This is a genomic window from Pantoea sp. EKM103V (assembly GCF_011800365.1).
Taxonomy (GTDB): Bacteria; Pseudomonadota; Gammaproteobacteria; order Enterobacterales; family Enterobacteriaceae; genus Pantoea; species Pantoea anthophila.
In genome coordinates this window covers 507901-526814 of sequence record NZ_JAALFQ010000001.1, presented here as the reverse complement: position 1 = coordinate 526814, position 18914 = coordinate 507901, and the positions used below count along the sequence as shown (strand labels likewise).

General features: G+C 57.3%; 14 protein-coding genes. 1 reads left to right on the top strand and 13 read right to left on the bottom strand.

Annotated elements, in window-relative coordinates:
- Positions 1–109 precede the first annotated feature (109 nt).
- From mukB to cmoM, 4 genes are read right to left on the bottom strand one after another with little or no spacing between them, the layout of a single operon-like run.
- Positions 110–4597 (bottom strand): chromosome partition protein MukB, encoded by a 4488-nt coding sequence (gene mukB, locus HFD97_RS02580; protein ID WP_009091089.1) that lies wholly within the window; start codon positions 4595–4597, stop codon positions 110–112.
- The gene (gene mukE / locus HFD97_RS02575; protein ID WP_009091092.1) at positions 4594–5319 is read right to left on the bottom strand and encodes a chromosome partition protein MukE; all 726 of its coding nucleotides are present in this window, start codon (positions 5317–5319) and stop codon (positions 4594–4596) included. The genes mukB and mukE overlap by 4 nt, the downstream gene beginning before the upstream one ends.
- Complete coding sequence (mukF, locus tag HFD97_RS02570) at positions 5300–6622, bottom strand: chromosome partition protein MukF (RefSeq protein WP_167431047.1); 1323 nt, start codon at positions 6620–6622, stop codon at positions 5300–5302. The genes mukE and mukF overlap by 20 nt, the downstream gene beginning before the upstream one ends.
- Positions 6619–7404 carry a tRNA uridine 5-oxyacetic acid(34) methyltransferase CmoM gene (gene cmoM / locus HFD97_RS02565; protein WP_058957450.1) on the bottom strand — a complete coding sequence of 262 codons (786 nt, stop codon included), beginning with the start codon at positions 7402–7404 and terminating at the stop codon, positions 6619–6621. Before cmoM ends, mukF begins: the two co-directional genes overlap by 4 nt.
- Before the next feature lie 125 nt (positions 7405–7529).
- On the opposite strand from cmoM, the gene elyC reads away from it, so the two are divergent.
- On the top strand, positions 7530–8315 hold the full coding sequence (gene elyC / locus HFD97_RS02560; RefSeq protein WP_167431233.1) for an envelope biogenesis factor ElyC: 786 nt from the start codon (positions 7530–7532) through the stop codon (positions 8313–8315).
- Here elyC and HFD97_RS02555 read toward each other — a convergent pair.
- The 9 genes from HFD97_RS02555 to rpsA all read right to left on the bottom strand — a co-directional run bounded on the left by HFD97_RS02555 (position 8295) and on the right by rpsA (position 18855).
- Positions 8295–9188, bottom strand: coding sequence for a phosphotransferase (locus HFD97_RS02555; protein WP_167431048.1), 894 nt, complete (start codon positions 9186–9188; stop codon positions 8295–8297). The genes elyC and HFD97_RS02555 overlap by 21 nt on opposite strands.
- 111 nt (positions 9189–9299) lie before the next feature.
- Entirely contained in the window at positions 9300–10049 is a 750-nt protein-coding gene (kdsB, locus tag HFD97_RS02550; RefSeq protein ID WP_167431049.1) for a 3-deoxy-manno-octulosonate cytidylyltransferase, read from the bottom strand.
- Positions 10046–10228, bottom strand: coding sequence for a Trm112 family protein (locus tag HFD97_RS02545; protein ID WP_009091101.1), 183 nt, complete (start codon positions 10226–10228; stop codon positions 10046–10048). The genes kdsB and HFD97_RS02545 overlap by 4 nt, the downstream gene beginning before the upstream one ends.
- 104 nt (positions 10229–10332) lie before the next feature.
- A complete protein-coding gene (locus HFD97_RS02540; RefSeq protein ID WP_167431050.1) occupies positions 10333–11547 on the bottom strand; it encodes a winged helix-turn-helix domain-containing protein in 1215 nt (404 codons plus the stop codon).
- Positions 11548–11588: 41 nt separating this feature from the next.
- Positions 11589–12575 carry a tetraacyldisaccharide 4'-kinase gene (gene lpxK / locus HFD97_RS02535; protein ID WP_167431051.1) on the bottom strand — a complete coding sequence of 329 codons (987 nt, stop codon included), beginning with the start codon at positions 12573–12575 and terminating at the stop codon, positions 11589–11591.
- Positions 12572–14320, bottom strand: a complete 1749-nt coding sequence (msbA, locus tag HFD97_RS02530) for a lipid A ABC transporter ATP-binding protein/permease MsbA (RefSeq protein ID WP_046101523.1) — start codon at positions 14318–14320, stop codon at positions 12572–12574. Before msbA ends, lpxK begins: the two co-directional genes overlap by 4 nt.
- Before the next feature lie 34 nt (positions 14321–14354).
- A complete protein-coding gene (locus HFD97_RS02525) occupies positions 14355–16610 on the bottom strand; it encodes a DNA internalization-related competence protein ComEC/Rec2 (protein ID WP_167431052.1) in 2256 nt (751 codons plus the stop codon).
- A 204-nt stretch (positions 16611–16814) separates the two neighbouring features.
- A complete protein-coding gene (ihfB, locus tag HFD97_RS02520) occupies positions 16815–17099 on the bottom strand; it encodes an integration host factor subunit beta (RefSeq protein ID WP_003849360.1) in 285 nt (94 codons plus the stop codon).
- A gap of 82 nt (positions 17100–17181) precedes the next feature.
- Positions 17182–18855, bottom strand: a complete 1674-nt coding sequence (rpsA, locus tag HFD97_RS02515; protein ID WP_009091109.1) for a 30S ribosomal protein S1 — start codon at positions 18853–18855, stop codon at positions 17182–17184.
- Positions 18856–18914: the final 59 nt, after the last annotated feature.

The window sequence follows — 18914 nt, the reverse complement described above, 5'->3', positions numbered from 1 at the left end:
ATCCGCTGCGATCGGGCTGTGACTCATTATGTTGAGTATACAAACAAAAACGGCATTTGCCTCATGCGACAAATGCCGTTTCCAGATTAACCAATGGTTCGGTTTTTGACTACGTCTCAGCCTGAGATTTTTCAGTGGTCAGATCGGGCAGAGCGGCCTCCCCGCTCCCGGCGCGAGTGGGCACCGGATCGGCCGCAAATCCACGCAGGCCGACGACATGCACGTGCTCGGTGTTATTAAACACCTTACGCATCAGTTTGTAAGTCGTGCCTTTCTCCGGGCTGATGTTCTCCGGCGCAGCAATCACCAGCTGCATCTCCAGACGTTCACACAGCTCAAACAGCGTGGCGATAGAGCGGGCATCCAGACGGGCCGCTTCATCCAGGAACAGCAGGCGGCAAGGTGAGATATCCTTGCCACGCAGACGGCGTGACTCCTCTTCCCAGCTCTGCACGACCATCACCAGAATCGACATCCCGGTGCCGATCGCTTCACCGGTTGAGAGTGCGCCACTTTCTGCACGCAGCCAGCCATCCGAACCGCGGTTAACTTCCACCTCCATCTCCAGATAGTTGCGGTAGTCCAGCAGCTCCTCACCGATAGTCTGCGGCGTCCGCTGACCCATATCGATATGCGGGTTCAGACGCTGATAGAGCTTCGCCAGCGCCTCTGAGAAGGTCAGACGGTTACTGTTGAAGAGGTCCTGATGCTGTTCATGCTCTTCCGACAGCGTATCCAGCAGCATGGCATGGGTTTCGCGAACGTTAACGTTGAGACGTACGCTGCGCACCTGACCAAAGCTGACGGTCTGCAGGCCCTGATTCAGCTGACGGATACGGTTCTGTTCACGCTGGATGGTTTTACGGATGATGTTTGCCGCACTGCGAGAACTGATAGCCAGCATCTGCTCACGCGCGGTCAGCTCTTCCGTCAGGCGATTCAGCTCAATCTCCATCTGCTCAATCGCTTCCACCGGATCGTCAGTCCGGATAATGTCCTGACGAATACGCTCACGCAGATGCTGATAAACGGCGATAAAGAACTGAATTTTACGTTCCGGACGTTTCGGATCTTCCGACAGCCGCAGCACGTCGCGCAGATGCTCATTGTCCGCCACCGCCAGACGCAGCGCACCCAGCGCCTTATCCGACATCGAACGCAGTTCATCGCCACTCATGTAGGCGAGTTCACGACGATGCAGACGGCGCTCCACGCCATTCTCTTTGACCAGACGCAGCACCGTGCACCAGCCCGCTTTCGCGCTGACCACCTGTTCACGCACCTGATGATACTGGCGTTCCAGCTGGCGCAGTCGCTTCTGCAGATTATCCATCTCCGCTTCGCAGAAGGTCAGCTGTTTCTCCAGCTGATTCCGGCGTGCGCGGTTGTGGCTCAGTGCGGTATAAAGCTCATCGCGACGCGCCCGCGCCCGCGCTTCTGCGCTGCTGTCCGCATGGACGCCAATCGTCTGCATCTCCTGCTGCAGCTCTTTCAGCATGTCGCGCTTGGCATCCCAGGCGCTTTTCAGCGAGGCCAGCAGCTGAGCATATTGGGTCAGCTGTGCCTGATGTTCACGCAGACGTTCACGGCAACGACTGCGCTCGCCTTCAGCCTGCTCCAGGCGCTGACGCAGCTTGTCGCTGAGGTCATTGTTGCCACTGAGCATGCTGGCTGAATCGTCATAACTGAAGTGAGCACGACGCTGCACCACCTCGGTCAGGGCAAATGCCTGCTGACGGGCGTTGCGCTGCTGCTGCTGCGCCTGCTGATAGTCCGCCTGCAGCTGTTCGTGCTGTTCCGGGTCGCTCTGCAGAACCGCGATGATCGGTTCCAGTTTCGCCAGCTTAGCGCCATGCTGATGCAGGAAGCGCGCCGCATCCTGAGCGGCATCTACCTGCTCACGAATCTCTTCGCAGCGATCGGCCAGAGTGTCATCCAGCAGCAGATTAACGCGCGGCAGCAGGCGGTTTAACTGCGATACGCCCTCTTTCGCCAGCTCATACTGCTGACGCTGCTGCTGATTGTTACTTTCATGCTGATTGAGTGCCCGCTCCAGCTCCCCGCGACGCGCGCCCAGCTGACGAATCTGCGCTTCCGGGTCGGCATCAAAGGCGACGGCCAGATGACTGCCGATAAAGCGACTGAAGGACTGATGCAGACGCTGCGTTTTCTGCACATCGAACGACAGGGTCGCGTAGCGTTCCGCCAGCTTGTCGCGCTCCAGATGCAGCAGCTCAAGCTGATTTTCACGCGCCGCGCGGCCAAACAGCGGTATTTTCGGGAAGCGGGAGTAGCGCCACTGACGCTCAGCCACTTTTACCACGACCGCATTCTGCAGCTCATCAACACTGAAGACGCTGTCGTCGAATGACTGCGGATCGCCCTCGATCAGATAGAGATCTTCCGGGCACTCTTCCAGTCCGTCCAGCAACTCGCGCACCCGTGAAAGATCAGGTACAACGATCGCGTGACGTGACGGGCCATAGAGCGCCGAGAAGTACGGCGCATCGTCCAGGGTCACATCATCGTAAATCTCTGACAGCAGCACGCCGCCAAAACGTTCTGCCAGCTGGGTCAGACGCGCATCCTCAGCACCGCCCGGCTGACTGAGCCGTTCAATCTGCTGCTCGATGTCGCGTTTACGTGCTGCCACTTCGTCGCGCTCGACGGTAGTTTCACGCTCCTGTTCCAGCAACTGCTGCATGTACTCGGTGACATCCTGGCTGCTGTTCAGCGCCTGGCCGGTCTGTTCGCTGAGCTGCGTCAGGATCTCTTGGGCGGCGAGCCAGTGCGGCGCGCGCGCCGTCAGGCCTGTAATACGTTCACGCAGCTGTTCGAGCTCCTGGCGCATCTTCATGCGCTGCTCACCCGCGTCAGCCACGCTGCTGTTCAGCTGTTCGATCTGCGCTTCCAGCTCCTGCTGCAGGCCAGCCAGCGCATCCGCGTCGTAGTGCTGCCCCTGACGCTTGCAGAACTCGGCCAGCAGACGCTCAGCCTCATGCTGCTCGCGCAGCCGCTGTTCCAGTTCATTGAGACGCAGACGCAGCGAGGAGAGCTGTTCGGCGTGATGGCGCTGATTGCTGGCATCCCGCAGCAGTTCGCGGCCGGTTTGCCAGGCATCCTGACGACTCACCTCACCGGCGATGCTGGTCACCAGCGCCAGCGCCTGTTCAAACTGACTGTGCGCCGCTTCCGCCACGCTCAGCTTCTGCTCAAGACGCAGCAGGTGCTCTGTCGCCTCCTCCTCTTTAGCCTGGAAGCTCTCCTGCCATTCGGCTGCATTGTCGATGCTCAGGTCGGGCAACTGACAAAGGGTACGGGCGCGCTCCAGTGCCTGCAGTGCCTGCTGATACTGAATGGCGCGGGTTTGCTGCACGTCGAGCGCCTGCTGGAAATCGGCCAGCTGACTTTTCAGCTCATCCACTTCCAGCTCAGCCGCTTCAGCCCGCGCTTCGTTCTCTTCCTGAATCTCACGCGCTTCGGCCACCACTTCGGTCTGCTCTTCCAGCCGCAGCGTCAGGTCTTCGATATCGGCATCGTAGCGTTCAATCTTCTCCTGCTGACGCATCGCCGTCTGCACAAGGTTAAGGTGATCGCTGGCGGACTGATAATCGACTTCGAGATCGTTTTCGGCGCCGCTGTGCTCAGCCAGTTCGCGCGCCATTTCAACATGACGATACTGCTCGGTGGCGAGTTGCTTGCGGCTGCTGAACAGTTCATTGCGCAGCTGTAACGCGCTGTCGAGATGAACCCGACGCTCGTTAGCATGGCGCATGTAGTCAGCCGAAACGTAACTGGTCGCCTCAGAGATCAGGTGTTTAAACAGATCGCGATCGGACTGAGTTACGCGGATTGCCTCCAGCGTCATGCGGTTCTCGCGCAGTGCGGCTTCCATATCCTGGAAGGCTTTGCGCACGCCGCTGTTTTCAGGCAGCAGGTAATCACGCAGCGATCGGGTAATCGCACTGGAGATACCGCCGTAGAGCGAGGCTTCGATCAGGCGATAAAACTTGCTGCGATCGCTGGCGGAGCGCAGACGACGCGGCACCACACCCAGATCAAACATCATGGCGTGATAGTCAGTGACCGAGTTATAGGCGCGGAACTGTACCCCTTCCTGCGCCTCAACCCGCTCTTTCACCTCATTCAGCGGCAACACGCGCGCCTGACGGCTGTTCAGCACTTCAGTCAGCATGTCGGTCGGGTTGGTGTCGGCAGGCAGACCGTGGATGCTGAACGGCTTGATATCCACCTTTTTATCCCGGCCGGCGACCTGCTGCAGGCGAACACCCACCACCACACGCTGGTGGCGTGAGTTCACCACATCCAGCATGGAGTAGCAGACGCCGGCGCGCAGTTTGCCGTGCAGGCCTTTATCGCGCGACCCGGAGGTCGCACCCGCTTCGGTGGTATTACGGAAATGCAGCAGTGTCAGATCGGGGATCAGCGCGGTGACAAAAGCCGCCATCGTGGTGGACTTACCGGCCCCGTTACCGCCTGACAGCGTGGTAACTAATTCATCAAGATCAAAGGTGCGGGCAAAAAAGCCGTTCCAGTTGATCAGCGTAAGCGAACGAAACTTTCCGCGCTCAATCATGCCTGTTCTTCCTCTGCGTTCTCACTCGCGTCGCTCTCCTGCCCGTCACCTTCATCGGTGTCGACCGGTGCAGTGGCGTTTTCCAGTAGCATCGCTTCCCCGTCACGAATCAGACGAAGCTGCGCTTCACGGGCATCATCCCCGCCGCGCACGTCAGCGCCAAAGCGGAACACCGATTCCGTGATGCGGAATTTGCTGCTGTCGTTGCCGAAAAACCACACCATGCCGAGACGGCGCAGACGGCTCAGTGAGGCGCGCACTTTCTCCTGCAGCTTGGTGCGGTCCAGATCCGACCCGGTTGAACGCTGATTCACCAGCTTCAGCAGCCGGTTCTCGTCCGCCAGCGAGAGCAGTTCATCGTAGAGCTCCTGCTGGGTGAAAATCCCTTCATTGGCCAGCCGTTCCGGGCTGAGATAGAGATAGCAGAGAATTTTCCCGACCATCATATCCAGCTCAGAGAGTACCGAGCGCGGGATCAGCGTGGTTGAACGCGGACGCAGATAGAAGAAGCCTTCCGGCGCACGGATTAACTCCACGTGATAGCGGCTGTAAAACTCTTCGAGAAACGACTGGTAGTCCATCAGAAAAGCATGGTTATCCAGCTCTTCAATACCGATGTGGCGTCCCGCGCGTAACTGGCTGTCCAGCGCGGGGAAAATCGGGTTGGCCAGTGCCTGTGCCAGCTTAACCGGCATCACTTGTTCAATATTTGTCGATGACATGTGCCTGCACCTTGGCTCCGTAATCATTGATGGCTTGCCATTCCACAGGCAAACCGGCTAAATCGGCTTCCGCTACGCCAAGACGCACCGCCTGGTCCACCACAATGCGCGCCAGATCGAAATGACGGGCGCGGGGATACTGGGCCAGGTAGTCGCGCATTACTGACGCGAGGTTGAGCGGTTTTTGTTGCAACTTGTAGACCTGCAGCGCTTCTTCAATCATGGCTGCCAGCTGTTCGCGGATTTCGTTGATCTCTTCGTACTCCATCTCCGGCGGCAGTTCGCCCATGACTTCGTCGTTACGCAGCGTCAGGGCCTCATCGCGCATGTCATAGAGACGGTCGGCGTTGGCATAGGTCAGCGCCCACGGCGCGTCGAAGTAATTCTGAACCGATACCCGCAGACGCTGCGCAAAGACGCGGTTTTTATCCATGTCGATGGCAGTACGAATAAATTTATGGACGTGGCGGTCGTAGCCGATCCAGAGGTCAATCGCCTGCTGGCCCCAGTTGGTGATTCGGTCAAGTTTGCTCTGCAGATCAAACACCAGCTTGTCGACAAACCCGAGATCCGGGCTGTTCAGCGTGGCATCCTGAATGCGTAACAGGTTTTCCTGCAGCTTGTCACCCGCAGCTTCGAGCGTATCCTGCAGTTCGCGCAGGGTTCCCGAGGTCTCTGAAAGCAGCATTTCGCAGCTGGAGATAGCCGCGCGCCAGTCTTTGTTCAGCAGCTCGGCGATATCGTTTTTGACCGCCTGCTGCTGCTCATCCATCAGACGCTGGGTCATATCGATGCTGTCGAATATCTCTGCCACCGAATATTTCAGCGGCGCGAAAACATTACGGTGCCAGTGAAACTCATCGCCATTTTCCTGCGCGGCATCGGCGGCCCGCTTCAGCTCACTGGCCACAATGGAGAGCTGCATCGACAGGCGCAGGGTCGAAAACTCCCGCTGACGGATGTAGTAGTCGGTGATACCGATCGCCAGCGGCGTCAGGCGATAGATGGCGTTGCCTTCGGTGAGTTCGCTGGTAAAGCGGTTGAGCAGGCGCTGTCGCACCATGTCATTGATGGCGTTATTGGCGCGAACCAGCACGGTTTCATGGGTTTGTTCAAACGCTTTACTGACGTGACGGAAAGCATCAATCAGATCGCCTTCGCTCATTTCACCGTCCATCCGCTCCCCGTTGAGGGTGGCGATAGCCAGCAAAAAGGCCAGCCGTTCCACTGGCAGCGCAAGGGAAAAGTCATTTTTGCGCGCCCAGGATACCAGTTCAGGTACCGTCTGGGAAAATTCACTCATAATTCGTCCTTCTGCCCGGGTTTACGCGCGGTCACGTGGATGTAACGCCCTAAGCTTAAAAAGGGTTCCTGACGGCAGTAACGCCGCTCCATCTCAATAATTTCGTCGTCGCTTTTGGGCTCGCCCTTTGGCGGTTTCATGTAGTCGCTGAAAACCCGGATACCGGCACGCCGCTCAATCACAAAGCCACAGGCCTCCAGCCAGCGATAAACCTGATCGGGATCGCGGGGATAGTCAGGCGATAGCGTGCGCTTTTTGCGTTTGGTCAGGTTGGTGCGCAGATAGCCAAAGTTGCCCAGCGTTAAGGTGCGCAGTGTCAGGCCGTGCAGATTGTAAAACATCAGCGACATGACCCCACCCGGACGCAGCACATCATACAACGCTTTCAGCACCGCCTCCGGTTCGGCGACCCACTCAAGCACAGCGTGGAACAATACCAGATCCACCGGCTTATCCAAATGTTCACCCACCTGCTGGGCGCTAATTTGTCTGAATTGCATGTTGTGGCTCACACCCTGCGCCGTGGCATTTTCTTCCGCCCGGCGCAGCATCTCACCGGAGAGATCGCACAGCAGCACCTGATGGCCCTGTGCCGCCAGACCGCTGGAGACCTGGCCGATTCCGCCACCCGCATCCAGCACGGAGAGCGGATGTGGCGACAGGCCTGGCAGGATCATCGCCAGCTCATCATGGAGAATGGCCTGGCGTATCCGTCCTTTGGTGGTGCCGTAAATATTTTGCGAAAATTTATCCGCGAGATCGTCAAAGTTACGATCCTGCATGGCATGCGCTCCGGTATGCTGCGGTAAGACTTGTGCTATTTTGTCACAGGCACCAGAAGAATGAACCTTTCATCCCCATCTTCCCTTCCGGGTGCTCTATTTTCGGACAACAGGACGCGTTTTTGATGTTATTTACCCTGAAAAAAGTAACTGGCGGGCTGCTTTTACCCCTGCCGTTTCTGCTTTTGCTGATGGCATTGGGCATTTTACTGCTTTGGCTGACTGACTGGCAGAAAAGCGGTAAAACCGTGATCTCTGTCAGCTGGCTGTTACTGCTGCTTCTGAGTCTGCAACCGCTGGCCGATCGCCTGCTGTTGCCGCTGGATAGCCGTTATCCGACCTGGAACGGCAGCCGTGAGGTGGATTACATCGTCGTGCTGGGCGGAGGCTACACGTTCAATCCGGCGTGGGCGCCGAGTTCAAATCTGCTGAACAACAGCCTGCCGCGCGTGGCAGAAGGAGTGCGCCAGTGGCAACGCAATCCGCAATCGACCCTGATTTTCACCGGCGCCGCAGGCGGCACCAATCCGAAGAGCAGCGCCTGGGTCGCGGCACAGGTAGCCGAAAGTTTAGGGGTTCCCCCGGCACATATTCAGCTTCTCGATCAGCCGCGTGATACGGCGGATGAGGCGCAGGCGGTGAAAGGCGTGGTGGGTGAACATCCATTCCTGCTGGTCACATCCGCGAATCATATGCCGCGGGCAATACGTTTTTTCCACGCGGTCGGATTGCAGCCGATTGCCGCACCCGCCAACCAGCTGGCAATTACCTCACCGCTGAATGGATGGGAGCGAGCAATACCCTCCCCGATCTGGCTGAGTCACAGCGAACGGGCGGTGTATGAAACGCTTGGCGCACTATTGCAGAGGCTGAAAGGCGAGAAACCGGACTCAACCGAGCCAGGGAAGTAGCTGCGCGCAGGCATGGTCAAAACGGGGACGATTAAAGGTGCCGGTCTGGATCAGCTGGTCGACACAGTCCCACACCTGATAAACCCACCGACGCCAGACAAATCCTTCTGAAACCGGTGCCCGCTGCAGATAGCTGTGCAGCAGCGCGGTTTCAGCAGGAGAGTCATCCAGATGGATGAGATCAATCTCACGCGGTGCCCAGAGGAGCGGGCCGGGCTGGGTCATCGCGATTAGCTGATCGCTGCGGCTGTTTTTCAGCATGCTTTGCAGCCGGACGTTGCCATGCACCATTACGCAGGGATCGTCAAAGCCGCGGAACAGATGCGCCAGTCGCGCCCGGCAGCGAAACAGAATCTGGCGATCTTCGAGCGTCAAAGCCGGTGGTCGCAGATAATTCAGCGTCGCCCACAGCACCTCAACCCGCTGAGCATACCAGGCGGGCCAGCGATTCTGCTGAGTGCTATCCACCGTACCCACCAGCCCATGGCTGTCGAGCCGATGCCAGGCAAGCAGCCCCTCGACTACCTGCTCACAAAACTGCTGCCGGCGCTGAGCATCCCGCGCCGGGGCCTCCGCCGTCACGCCATTGAGTCGCGCCAGCAGAAGCATTTCATGAACCGGAGGACGCTGGCTCATCACCAGACCATACACGGCTGGCACCGCAATCCGTCCGGCCTGACCGAGCAACGTCAGCTTTTTCGCTTCTATCGCTGCCCGGCCCTGATGACGAAAATATTTTGCCACGACCGGCATAGGGAGGCCTTCCCGATCGTATAACGCATAAAGTCGGGTGGGCGGCTGTTCGCTGATGATTTCGAGGCGGCTGATCGTTTCCCCCAGCGCCAGCGTGAGTTCCGATTTAAGCTCTTCCATGCGGCATCCTCCTCAGATGAGTATCACAATATCCTGAAGGAAGTGTTGGCGATAAGTTTAGTGGCGGATCAATAAGGTTGTGCGGAAACGGGGAGACAGGCTCCCCGATAATCAGGCCTGCATGGCCTCGCGGACACGTTGCAGATCGTCTGGCGTGTCTACTCCCACGCTGGGAATAGTTTGCGCAACAGCAACATGAATTTTCTCGCCGTACCATAACACCCGCAGCTGTTCGAGCAGCTCAATCTGCTCCAGCGGACAAGGTGCCCAGGCAACATAGCGGCGGATAAAACCGGCACGATAGGCGTAAATACCAATGTGGCGCAGTAGCGTGTCACCAATCTGGTCGCGTGACACAGCATAGCGTTCACGATCCCAGGGGATAGTCGCCCGTGAAAAATAGAGCGCGTAACCCTGCGCATCCATAACCACTTTTACCGCATTGGGATTAAACGCTTCCTCCGCATCCGTGATGGGTACGGCCAGCGTCGCCATGCCCGCTGCCGACCCCGCCAGATTATTCGCCACCTGACGCACAATCTCTGCCGGAATCATCGGTTCGTCGCCCTGCACGTTGACGATGATTTCATCATCAGCAAACTGATACTTTTCGATCACTTCCGCCAGCCGCTCTGTGCCGGACTGATGATCGGCGCGCGTCATGCAGACTTCGCCGCCTGCCGCTTCCACGGCCTGCGCCACATCGGGATGATCGGTGGCCACAATGACCCGGCTGGCACCCGACTCGCGGGCGCGCTCCATCACATGCACCACCATCGGTTTACCATGAATATCGAGCAGCGGCTTGCCGGGTAAGCGGGTTGACGCATAACGTGCAGGAATGATGGCGGTGAAACTCATGGATGAATCTCTTCAACAGAGAGCGTACGGGCTTCTGTTTCCAGCAGTACCGGAATCCCCTCTCTGACCGGGAAGGCCAGGCCATCGGGTTTGCAGATCAGCTCCTGCTGAGCATTGTTAAAGTAGAGTTTGCCATTACAGACCGGGCAGGCAACGATTTCGAGTAAACGATGATCCATATGTCCTCCATCAGGGAGCAAATGCTTAAGGGGTAAAGCATACCATAGCCCGCTTCATGCGGGATGGGGTAAAACGTTCTCTGCGGCAGCTGCCGCAAAAGAGATTATGCCAGTGTCCACAGCGCAGGCCAGCAATCGCTAAGGGCCTCTGGCATGTTGAGGATGACGACGCTCTCTGCACCCTGCCATGCGGCGAAACGTTCGATCGCGCGCCGGATATCCACGACAAAGCGTGCCGTCACACGGGTCTTCTCTTCAAGCCAGATATTTTTAATTTCCAGCTGTTTAGCCTTGCGCAGCATGCGGGCATCCAGCCGGCCTTTCAGCTGACCGCGATGAAGTATGGGCAGCACAAAATAGCCAAATTTCCGCTTTTCCGCCGGGGTATAGCACTCGATACGATAGTCAAAGCTGAACAGCTCCAGCGCACGTTTGCGATCCCAGACCACCGGATCAAACGGCGACAACAGCGCGCTGTGCGTCGCCTGCAGCGGGGTCTCCAGTAACGGCAGCAGGTCCCGGTGAAGCCACATCGCCCCCAGCCCTTCCGTGTTGACGGCCACCAGTTCTCCGGCTGCCTGCGCCTCGGCGATAAACGCGTTCAGTGGTGCCCGTTTCAGACGATAGTAATCGGCCAGCCAGGCAGTGCGAAAGAGGCCCAGACTGCGGGCACTGTTCAGCAACATCTGGTGGATGGCTTCCGCTTCGCTGATGCCATGGATGGCATCCTGCCAGTCAGGCATCACGCGGCTGCGCAGGTCATAGACACGCTGAAAATTGCGGCGTTCGGTAACCATCAGTTCACCGGCGCTGAAGAGATTTTCCAGATGGCGCTTGTGCGGTTTCCATGCCCACCATCCCGATTTGGGGTTATCAGCATGGCTGAAGTCGGCGGCCCGTACCGGCCCCTTCTCCCTGATCTGCTGCAGGAGATCGGCTATCTCCTGCTGATGCTCAGCAACCCACTGCGCACTATATTTCCAGCCCAGCCGCTCCGGCGAGAGCATACGATGACGCAGAAGCCGGTAATCGGCGCGCGGAATAAAGCAGGCTTCGTGCGCCCAGTATTCAAACAGCTCACCCTCAGCCAGCGCCTGTTCCAGCCAGCGCTGTGGAAAGTCACCAAGACGGCTGAAAAGCACCAGATAAGGACTGCGCGCTACCACATGGATCGTATCAATCTGCAGCAGCGACATGCGGGAGATGCACGCGACCAGATCCTGATAGGCCGCGCGCTTTGCGGGGGCGCGCAGCAGGCCCTGGGCGGCAAGATGAAGGTGACGGGCCTGCTGTAACGAAAGTGAATGCGTGGTGTTCATTCTTTCCCTTATCAGGCCTCACCTGAATGCACATTGGGGGGTCAGGACGTGCGGCGGCTGAGTTGTTCGATATCGTCCAGTAAGGGCGTCACGGCCTGGCCGGATAACCGGGCATCTACCGGCAGATACCACCACGACGGCTGGGCAAACGGGCGGCATTTCACCGCATCTTTTTCGGTCATCAGCAGTTGCTGGCCCGGCTGCAGTAAGCGGGTCAGCTCATCTTCGCTGTAGGCGTGATGATCGGCAAAGGCGACTTCTGCCAGCGGCGTCATACCCTGCTGCTTTAGCGTGTTGAAAAAGCGGGGCGGATGACCAATACCGGCCATCGCCACCACTGCACCCAGCTGCTGCAACGGACAGGTTTCGCCGGTCAGCAGATTAGTGGCCAGGCCAGGCTGGAGATGCATGGCAATCTCGCCGGCCAGTGCATCGCCGCCGTTGATGATTACCGCATCAACCTGCTGCAGACGACTGGCTCGTTCGCGCATCGGACCGGCGGGCAACCACCAGCCATTACCGAAGCGACGCTGGCCGTCCACCACCACAATTTCCCGGTCGCGCTGCAGAGCGTAATGCTGCAGGCCATCATCCGTGATAATGACATCCAGCGGGCCCTGCTGCAGTAACGCCTCAATTGCCTGTCGACGCCGGGGGGCGACCGCGACCGGTGCCCCGGTGCGCTGGGCAATCAGGACCGGTTCATCCCCGGCCTGATCGGTGCCGGTCTGGGTGGTCACCCGCAGAGGATAGTGATCCGCCTTGCCGCCATATCCCCTGGAGACGACCCCCACACGCAGCCCGCGCTGCTGCAGCGCCTCAACCAGCCAGATCACCACCGGCGTTTTCCCATTGCCGCCAGCGGTTAAGTTACCCACCACCACAACCGGCAAGGGCGCACGCCAGCTTTTTCGCCAGCCCCGGCGGTAACTGAAACGTATCAGAGCCGTAATCGCCCCATACAGCAGGCTTAATGGCCAGAGCAGAAGCCACAGCGGTGAGCGACCACTCCAGATACGTTCAATCATTGGCCGAATTGCATTTTGTGCAGCTGGGCATAGGCACCACGTTCAGCCAGCAGCACCTGATGCGTTCCGCGTTCAACGATCTGACCATCTTCAATCACCACAATCTCATCCGCTTTCTCAATCGTGGAGAGTCGATGCGCAATCACCAGCGAGGTGCGGTTCTTCTGCAACTCATCCAGGGCTGACTGAATCGCACGTTCGGACTCGGTATCCAGAGCTGAGGTCGCTTCATCGAGGATCAGAATCGGACAATCGCGCAGCAGGGCACGGGCGATGGCAATACGCTGACGCTGGCCGCCAGACAGCAGCACGCCATTCTCACCAATGACCGTATCCAGGCCTTTATCCATTTTATTGATAAAGTCCATGGCGTGCGCCATGGTCGCTGCCCGTTCGATCTCTTCACGGCTGTATTGCTCACTGCGCGCATAGGCGATGTTATTGGCAATCGTGTCGTTGAAGAGATGCACATTCTGCGACACCAGCGCCACCTGATTACGCAGCGAACGCAGGGTGTACTCACGCAGGTCAAAACCGTCCAGCAGAATTTCACCCTGCTGGATGTCATAAAAGCGGGTCAGCAGGCTCGCCATCGTGGACTTACCGGAACCGGAACGGCCCACCAGCGCGACCGTTTTTCCGGCGGGCAGCGACAGATTGATATTGCGCAGTGCCGGGACTTCACGGCCCGGATAGGTAAAGGTCACGTCGCGGAACTCAATATCGCCTTTGGCGCGGGTAATTTCGCGGGTGCCATTGTCCACTTCCTGTTCACTGTCCAGAATGGAGAACAGGGTCTGACAGGCTGCCATGCCGCGCTGGAACTGAGCATTGACGTTGGTCAGAGACTTAAGCGGGCGCATCAGAGCAATCATCGAAGAGAAGACCACGGTGATGGTGCCGGCGGTCAGAGTGTCCATGACGCTCGGGAAACTGGCGGCGTAAAGAACAAAAGCCAGGGCCAGAGAGGCGATCAGCTGAATCACCGGATCGGAAATAGAGGAGGCTGAGACCAGCTTCATCCCCTGCTGACGCATACGGTTACTGACGCGGTTAAAGCGCTCTGACTCAATTTCCTGACCGCCAAAAATCAGTACCTCTTTATGTCCTTTCAGCATCTGCTCGGCGCTGGTGGTCACCTGCCCCATGGTGTTCTGCATACTTTTGCTGATTGAACGGAAGCGCTTAGAAACGGTGCGGATGGCAAAGGAGACGATAGGTGCGAGCACGATCAGGATTAACGACAGCTGCCAGCTGTAGTAGAACATCATGATGAACAGGCCAATAATCGATGCCCCTTCACGCACCACGGTGACCAGCGCACCGGAAGAGGAGGAGGCGACCTGTTCAGAGTCATAAGTGATACGCGACAGCAGGGTGCCGGTCGACTGCTGGTCAAAAAACGAAACCGGCATGCCCATCATATGGCTGAACAGGCGACGGCGAATATTCATCACGACATTGCCGGAGACCCAGGAGATGCAGTAGCTGGAGATATAGCTGGTTACGCCACGTACCAGCATCAGGCCGATCACCACCAACGGCATCCACAGCATCACTGACCGGTCGGCTTTACCAAAACCATCATCCAGTAACGGTTTCAACAGGGAGAGCATTAAGGCGTCGCCCGCAGCATTAATAATCAGGGCGACAGAGGCCACAATTAATCCCGCTTTATTTGGCGCGATCATCGGCCAGAGTCGGCGGAACGTCTGCCACGTAGAGAGATCTTTATCTTGATGCATTATTTATTCACGCTGTTGGAAATAGCCGGCCATTCTACCTGGAATCACGTTTGACGCCAAACCACTGATGATACCAACGGGGCATTAATTGATCCCGCAGGCTGAAAACCTGCACGCTGCCCTGCTCTATCCTGATGCTGATTTGCCCTGACTGCCCGGTATCCAGCCAGTGAAAACCGGCGGCGTGATAAGCTTCCACGACCCGTTTTGCAGGCATACGCCATGCATTGTAGCGCGCCAGAGAGGCGATGGCGGTGTGACCTGCCGCTTTGCGCAGCAGCAGTGAGGTGGACGAAGTGCGACTGCCGTGGTGCGGCACCTGCAGGATATCGACCTTCAATCCCTCCTTTTCCAGGGCCACCAGCTGACGCTCCGCCCTGGCTTCAATATCGCCGGTTAACATCAGCCGCACCTGACCATCATCAACAATCATCACGCAGGAGTCGTTGTTTCCACCGGGTAAAGGGGCCGTCAGCGGCCAGATGACCCGAAAAGTGAGCTGTCGCCAGCGCCACTGCGTGCCACGCACACAGGGTAAGTGCGTCCTGTCCGCCAGCGCACTTCTGATTTCCGCTGCGGGCCAGCGCTTTTTGATCGCATCCAGCCCGCCGGTATGATCAAGATGTTTATGGCTGAGGATCACCTGCTTCAGGCGCAGCTGCCTGCGCTCCAGCCACGGAATAATCACCCGACTGCCTGCATTATCGTTCTGCCAGCGTGGCCCGGTGTCATAGATCACCGCCTCGTCGCCCTGGCTGATCACCAGGCTCAGTCCGTGTCCGATATCCAGCATATCGATACGCCAGCCCCGTTCCTGATTGGGCTGGCGACTGAGTATCATCGCCAGGGCGATCGCGCTGCTGCTCACAGGAAAAGCGAAAAAGAGCTGCGCGCGCCAGAGGATCAGGCCGCCCCAGACCATGACCGTAAACCAGGTTGTGCCACTCAGTGGATACCAGCCCGACGGCAGCTGCTTCAGGCAGTAAAACAGCGCTCGCAGTGAAAGATCGGCCGCGCTCCAGAAGAAGCCGGAGAACTGTGTGACCGGCAACAGCATGGCGAGCGTCATCAGGGGCATGGTAATGAATGAGACAACCGGAATCGCGACGAAATTTGCCATCAGGGCCGTCAGGCTGATGCCGTTAAAAATCGCCACCTGCAGCGGTACCATTAACATCATCATGCCCGCCTGAAGATGCAGCAGCTGAAGCGGCAGCCAGCGTCGTTGATGCCGAAGCGCGGCAGGCAAGGGAAACCAGTGATACCAGACCAGCAGCATGCCGACAGCCAGTACCGAGAGCCAGAAACTGTCAGAGAGTACGGTTAAGGGTTCTGCCACCAGCAGCAGTGCAATACAGAATGTCCAGACCTGCCAGCTGTTCAGCTGAATACCGGCAGTCCGGGTTATTCCCCATAGCGTCAGGGCAAGCAACGAACGCTCTGCGGGCGGCTGCGCGCCTGAAAGCCAGGTATAGAGTGCGGCGAACAGCCAGCTCACGATGAGAGGAAAAAGATAGCCGACACAGCGGGCAGGCAAAAAGAACTGCACGCCGCGCGCAATCAGCCAGCCGGTGCTGGCCGCTAAGGCGATGTGCATACCGGAGATCGCCATCAGGTGCGCAGTGCCCGTCTCCCGCAGAAGCTGACGTGTCTGCTGGCTCATCTCATCACGAACGCCAAACGCCAGCGCTTCCAGCGTCGCCCGTGAAGCGAGGCCTCGGGTGCTCTCCCGATGCCCCAGAATAAACCGCCAGCGCGCGTCACAGCGCTCATCAATTGCGACCTGCTTCAGGATCCGACCCTGTAGCGGCGTATTGTTAGCGAGTGCAAAACGCTGGGCATCAAAATCGCCTTCGTTGAGACGGGCATGGACCGGTCGCAGACGCAGTTGCATCGTCCAGCGCTGTCCGGGACAGTAGAGCGCTGAGTCAGCATCGAAATAGATCCAGGCGAAGCGCGGCGGAAATATCCTCCTGCCCTCTTCTTCCAGCAGGCGAACCTGAATTTGCCTGCGCGCCTGGCGCAGTTCAGCGATCTGAATCGTGTAGCTCCTGTTACGTGCAGAGAAATGTTCAATGTCCCGCACCATCAGACGGGCGTCGTAGCACGCCCAGCTCAGAAGCAGCAGCGTGATACCGATCAGACGAACGGGCTGACAAGGAGAATGCAGCAGCGCCAGACCGGTAAGAAGACACATCAGTATCATCTGGCCTGAAGGCAGCCGGGCCATCAGCAGTAGCGGCAGTGTGGCCACAATCGTCAGTCGCGCCAGAACAGTCCATGTCAGCATAATCATATCCATCGGGTCAGTTCGGTAAGTCTGAACCCCTCAGGAGAAAGTAACAGGAGAGAATTGCGCTGGCCCGAGCGGGCTCGCAAAAAACTTGTGATGGATAGCGTCAGATAAGAACAGCGTGAATATCTGATCGCAGACAGGATAGCGGGCAAAAAAAAACGACATCCGGAGATGTCGTTTATCGGGTTCGGTATCGGCTTAGCCGTAAATATTTGCGCGATCGCGCAGCTCTTTACCTGGCTTAAAGTGGGGAACGTATTTACCTTCCAGATCCACTTTGTCACCCGTTTTCGGGTTACGCCCGGTGCGCGGAGCGCGATAGTGCAAAGAAAAGCTGCCGAATCCCCGGATTTCGATGCGCTCACCCTGTGCCAGCGTCGTGGCCATGTGCTCGAGCATCTCTTTTACTGCATCCTCAACGACTTTCGCCGGTATATGAGTATGCTGTCCCGCCAGTCTTTCAATCAGTTCTGACTTGGTCATGTAACCTCCGGTTTATCCCTCAGGGAAAGTATGACAGCTTTTACCGAAATCGGGTGGTTGCCCACCCGGTGCTTCAGGTCGATTACTCGCCTTTAGCCGCTTTGAACGCTTCAGCCATCGCGTTAGAGAAGTTGCCTTCTTCCTGTTTGGTGTTAACAGTGTTGATAGCTTCTTTCTCATCAGCCTGGTCTTTCGCACGGACAGACAGGCTTACGACACGGTTTTTACGATCAACGCCGGTGAACTTAGCTTCAACGTCGTCGCCAACGTTCAGAACCAGAGTGGCGTCTTCAATGCGGTCCAGTGAAGCTTCAGAAGCGCGCAGGTAACCCTCAACGCCGTCTGCTAATTCAACTGTAGCACCTTTAGCATCAACTGCAGTCACTTTACCGGTGACGATCGCACCTTTCTTGTTCAGAGTGATGTAGTTGTTGAACGGATCTTCTGCCAGCTGTTTAACGCCCAGAGAGATACGCTCGCGCTCTGCATCAACCTGCAGTACAACGGCAGCGATTTCGTCGCCTTTTTTGTACTCACGAACGGCTTCTTCGCCAGTCGCGTTCCAGGAGATGTCAGACAGGTGAACCAGACCGTCGATGCCGCCGTCCAGGCCGATGAAGATACCGAAGTCAGTGATTGACTTGATTTTACCTTCAACACGATCGCCTTTGTTGTGCGTCTCAGCGAACAGCTGCCATGGGTTAGATTTACACTGCTTCAGACCCAGGGAGATACGACGACGCTCTTCGTCGATGTCCAGAACCATAACTTCAACCACATCGCCTACGTTAACAACTTTAGACGGATGGATGTTTTTGTTGGTCCAGTCCATTTCAGAAACGTGTACCAGACCTTCAACGCCTTCTTCGATTTCCACGAAGCAGCCGTAGTCAGTCAGGTTGGTCACACGACCGGTCAGGCGGGTGCCTTCCGGATAGCGTTTAGCGATAGCAACCCATGGATCTTCGCCCAGCTGCTTCAGACCCAGAGAAACACGGGTACGCTCGCGGTCGAACTTCAGCACCTTAACGGTGATTTCATCGCCAACGTTAACGATTTCGCTTGGATGCTTAACGCGCTTCCACGCCATATCAGTGATGTGCAGCAGGCCGTCAACGCCGCCCAGATCAACGAATGCACCGTAGTCAGTGAGGTTCTTAACGATACCTTTAACTTCCATGCCTTCCTGCAGGTTTTCCAGCAGCTGATCGCGCTCTGCGCTGTTTTCAGATTCAATAACGGCACGACGTGAAACCACGACGTTGTTGCGTTTCTGATCCAGCTTGATTACTTTGAACTCAAGCTCTTTGCCTTCCAGGTGCAGCGTATCGCGCACCGGACGCACATCAACCAGTGAACCTGGCAGGAACGCACGGATACCGTTCAGCTCAACTGTGAAGCCGCCTTTAACTTTGCCGTTGATAACACCGGTAACAGTTTCAGCGTCTTCGTAAGCTTTCTCCAGCGTGATCCATGCTTCATGGCGCTTAGCTTTCTCACGGGACAGCAGGGTTTCACCGAAGCCGTCTTCCACTGCATCCAGAGCAACATCAACTTCGTCGCCAACCTGGATTTCCAGTTCGCCGGCTGCGTTCTTGAACTGCTCTGCAGGGATTGCAGATTCAGATTTCAGACCCGCATCAACCAGAACGACATCTTTGTCGATAGAAACGACGATGCCACGAACGATAGAACCCGGGCGGGTTTCGATTGTTTTTAAGGATTCTTCAAATAGTTGAGCAAAAGATTCAGTCATATTGATAATCTTCAGGATTCTTCAATTTAACGTCCATCTGACTTCATGTCGGATGGGGT

Excerpts from the sequence above, each read along its gene's own strand:
- HFD97_RS02545 (WP_009091101.1), bottom strand. The coding sequence starts at position 10,228 with ATGGATCATCGTTTACTCGAAATCGTTGCCTGCCCGGTCTGTAATGGC.
- HFD97_RS02555 (WP_167431048.1), bottom strand. The coding sequence starts at position 9,188 with ATGGAAGAGCTTAAATCGGAACTCACGCTGGCGCTGGGGGAAACGATC.
- HFD97_RS02540 (WP_167431050.1), bottom strand. The coding sequence starts at position 11,547 with ATGAACACCACGCATTCACTTTCGTTACAGCAGGCCCGTCACCTTCAT.
- mukE (WP_009091092.1), bottom strand. The coding sequence starts at position 5,319 with ATGTCATCGACAAATATTGAACAAGTGATGCCGGTTAAGCTGGCACAG.
- HFD97_RS02525 (WP_167431052.1), bottom strand. The coding sequence starts at position 16,610 with ATGCTGACATGGACTGTTCTGGCGCGACTGACGATTGTGGCCACACTG.
- elyC (WP_167431233.1), top strand. The coding sequence starts at position 7,530 with ATGTTATTTACCCTGAAAAAAGTAACTGGCGGGCTGCTTTTACCCCTG.
- cmoM (WP_058957450.1), bottom strand. The coding sequence starts at position 7,404 with ATGCAGGATCGTAACTTTGACGATCTCGCGGATAAATTTTCGCAAAAT.
- msbA (WP_046101523.1), bottom strand. The coding sequence starts at position 14,320 with ATGCATCAAGATAAAGATCTCTCTACGTGGCAGACGTTCCGCCGACTC.
- lpxK (WP_167431051.1), bottom strand. The coding sequence starts at position 12,575 with ATGATTGAACGTATCTGGAGTGGTCGCTCACCGCTGTGGCTTCTGCTC.
- rpsA (WP_009091109.1), bottom strand. The coding sequence starts at position 18,855 with ATGACTGAATCTTTTGCTCAACTATTTGAAGAATCCTTAAAAACAATC.
- mukF (WP_167431047.1), bottom strand. The coding sequence starts at position 6,622 with ATGAGTGAATTTTCCCAGACGGTACCTGAACTGGTATCCTGGGCGCGC.
- mukB (WP_009091089.1), bottom strand. The coding sequence starts at position 4,597 with ATGATTGAGCGCGGAAAGTTTCGTTCGCTTACGCTGATCAACTGGAAC.
- ihfB (WP_003849360.1), bottom strand. The coding sequence starts at position 17,099 with ATGACCAAGTCAGAACTGATTGAAAGACTGGCGGGACAGCATACTCAT.
- kdsB (WP_167431049.1), bottom strand. The coding sequence starts at position 10,049 with ATGAGTTTCACCGCCATCATTCCTGCACGTTATGCGTCAACCCGCTTA.